Genomic DNA, 2919 nt, shown 5'->3' on the forward strand with positions numbered 1-2919 from the left:
AGGGCGGCGCGGGCCGGGTCGGCGTCGGGGGCGCTGTCGTCGAGCCAGCCGGCGCGGACGGCCTCGGCGGTCTCCTGCTCGACCTCGGCCAGCCGCTGCCGCAGGTGGCCGGCCTCGCTGCGGGCGCGCTGGGCCTCGGTGGCGGCGGCGGTGGCGTCGCGGTGGGCGGCCTCGCCGGTCTCCTGGAGGACCGCGGAGCGCTCCTCCTGCTCGTCGGCGAGCCGCTCGCCCTGCTCGGCGGCGGCGTTGAGGGCACGGACGAGGGCGGCGGCGGCCTTGGTGCGGGCGGCGAGGGCGGGCGCGGCGTCGCGTTCGGCCTCGTGGATGGCGGCGGCGACGCGGGCGGAGCGGTCGGCGGCGGCCCGGTGCCGCAGCACGGTCTCGGCGGCCTGCCAGGCGGAGTGCAGGGTACGGGCGTCGTTGAGCTCGCGGCGCTGGGCGGCGGCCGACTTCTCGGCGGCGGCGAGCGCCAGCGAGGCGTGCCGGTAGGCGAGTTCGGCGGCGATCCGGGAGCCGTGCTCGCGGGCGGTCTCGGCGTCGGTGACGCGGTGCGCGGCGGCGGCCACCTGGTCGGCGAGCTCGCCGGCGCGGCCGCGCTCCTCGGCGGCGCGCGCGGAGAGCCGGCGGGCGAGGACGCGGGTACGGCGCTCGGCACCGGCGTGCACGCCCCGCGCCTGGTCGCGGCGGGCGCCGGCCTCGACGATGCGGGAGAGCAGGTCGAGGGAGCCGGCGGTGAAGTCGCGTTCGGCGGTGAGCTCGGCGCGGCGGCCGAGCTTGTGGGCGAAGCCGTGGACGAGGTCGGCGAGGCCGTCGGTGTCACGGGTGTCGGTGACGGCCCGCAGCAGCAGGTCGGTGAAGTCGGAGTCGTTCTTGACCGCGAAGAGGCCGGCGGCCTCGCCCTCGTCGGCGTTCATCTCCCGCTGGTAGCGGAAGAGTTCGGGGTCGAGGCCGAGCTCGCCGAGGTGCTCGTTCCAGCGCTCGTGGACCTCCTCCCACACCACGTCCAGGTTGGGGTACGCCTTGCCGGCCTCGGTGAGGGCGTCGCGGAACCCCTTCATCGTGCGGCGGCGGCCGCGGGCCGTGGAGGCGCCCTCGGCGCGGGGGCGCATGGCGGTCGACTCCGCGACGGGCAGCGCGTCCAGGCTCATCCCCGGTCCTGGCCGGAACGAGTACCACGCCTCCGCGAACTTCCGCGGGTCGTTGGAGACCTGCCGACCGCGCCACTCGCTGACCTTGCCGACGACGACCGACTCACCGGTCAGGACGTGCTGCCACTCAAGGGCGACGTGCCCGCAGTCGTCGGCCAGCAGGAACTTGCGGAGCACGCCGGAGCTGGCGCCGCCGAGGGTGTTGCGGTGGCCCGGCAGCATCACCGAGAAGATCAGCTTGAGCAGGACGGACTTGCCGCCGCCGTTCTCCAGGAAGAGCACGCCCGCGGGCGCGGGCCGGCGCGGCGGGCCGACCGGCTCCTCCTCGAAGAAATCCGCCTGCGCGGGCGCGGGCGACGGTACGGGCGCGCCCACCCCCCGCAGGTCCAGCACGGTGTCGGCGTAGCGCGCACCGGCGGGCCCGATGGAGTAGAGGCGGACCCGGGACAGCTCGTACATGGCGGACTCTCGTTTGTCTTCGTCGCAGATCGGTGGACGGGAACGGTCAGGAGTGGAACGGCAGGCCGGCGTCGGCGACCAGGTCCAGGTCCTCGGCGTCGTCCGGCGGCAGCAGCGTGGCGGCGCCGTCGCCGACCGGCACGACGCCCAGCTCCAGCAGCTCGGCCATGGCGGCGCTGCCGGCCATGTCGCGGACCTGGAGCTGGTAGCGCGGCGTGGTGCGGAAGGCGCCGCCGGCGTCGTCGCCGGTGCGCTGGAGGAAGCCGGAGTCCACGAGGAAGGCGACGGCCTTGGCGATGATGCCCGTGGTGGAACCGGCCAGCCTGCGGGCGTCCTTCGTGGCGCCGGTGGCGCTGCGCCGCGCGTAGACCCGCCAGGCGGCCTCCAGACCGGGCGCGTCGGTGACGGGGTCGGTGTTCTCCCCCGTCTCCGCCGCCCGCTCCTCCAGCCGGCGGCACGCCTGCCGGACGAACGCGTCGACGCCGTTGACGGTGATCCGGCCGATGTACCCGTCGTCGGCCAGGTCCTCGGGCCGGGGGAACGCCATGGCCGCGACGGCCAGGTGGGCGAGGCCGTGCAGGAACCGGTCGCCGGAGTCGGCGGTGGCCCGGCGGGCGTAGTCGCTTATCCGGACCGCGAAGACGGAGTCCTCGGCGGCGGTCACGGCCATGCCGGCCCGCGTCGACACCTCCAGCACCACCAGCCCCAGCCCGGCGGCGACGGCGTCGGCGAGCCGGGCGAAGGCGGGGTCGTCGCGGTGGCGGCGCAGGAGTTCGGTGTAGTCGGCGTCGCGGGCGGGCTGGAGCTTGGGCTGGAGGCCGAAGGCTACGAGCCGGGCCGCGTCCGCGGCGTCGGCGGGGGTGAGGGGGGCGTTTGCCGGACGCTCCGGCTGTTCGTCGGGCGCGCCCTCGTACGCCGTCTCGTCGGCCTCGTACTCAGTCACGGTTTGGTGCTCCTGTGCTTGTCGCTGCTGTTGGGGAGGGCTTGCCCCAGTCCCGCCCTTTCACCGTTTCTTGCGGGGGCAAGCCCCCGCACCCCCGAAACCGCGCTCCGCGCGGTTGTCCTCAAACGCCGGACGGGCTGAAGAGCACGCCCAGGCCGAATCCAGCCCGTCCGGCGTTTGAGGACGAGCGGCGAAGCCGCGATAACGGGGTCTGGGGCGGAGCCCCAGGAAACGGTGAAAGGGCGGGACCGGGGCACACTCACGACGCCTCCGACCGATCCGCCGCCATACCCGCCGCGTCCAGCAGCGCAGTGCCCACAATCAAATCGGCCCCGCCGAACTCCGGATCGTCCAGCACCGTCCCGTCGT

Annotated in this window: 1 protein-coding gene and 1 pseudogene; both read right to left on the bottom strand. The window is 75.3% G+C overall.

Annotation, left to right across the window (positions count from 1 at the left end; translation table 11 throughout):
* Positions 1-1607 (bottom strand): annotated as a pseudogene (locus tag JNW98_RS35185) (hypothetical protein); the annotation flags it as partial.
* Between the two features lie 46 nt (positions 1608-1653).
* A complete protein-coding gene (locus JNW98_RS35190) occupies positions 1654-2550 on the bottom strand; it encodes a hypothetical protein (protein WP_223772331.1) in 897 nt (298 codons plus the stop codon).
* Between the last annotated feature and the right edge of the window lie 369 nt (positions 2551-2919).

It is taken from the genome of Streptomyces huiliensis (genome assembly GCF_020037025.1).
Taxonomy (GTDB): domain Bacteria; phylum Actinomycetota; class Actinomycetes; order Streptomycetales; family Streptomycetaceae; genus Streptomyces; species Streptomyces huiliensis.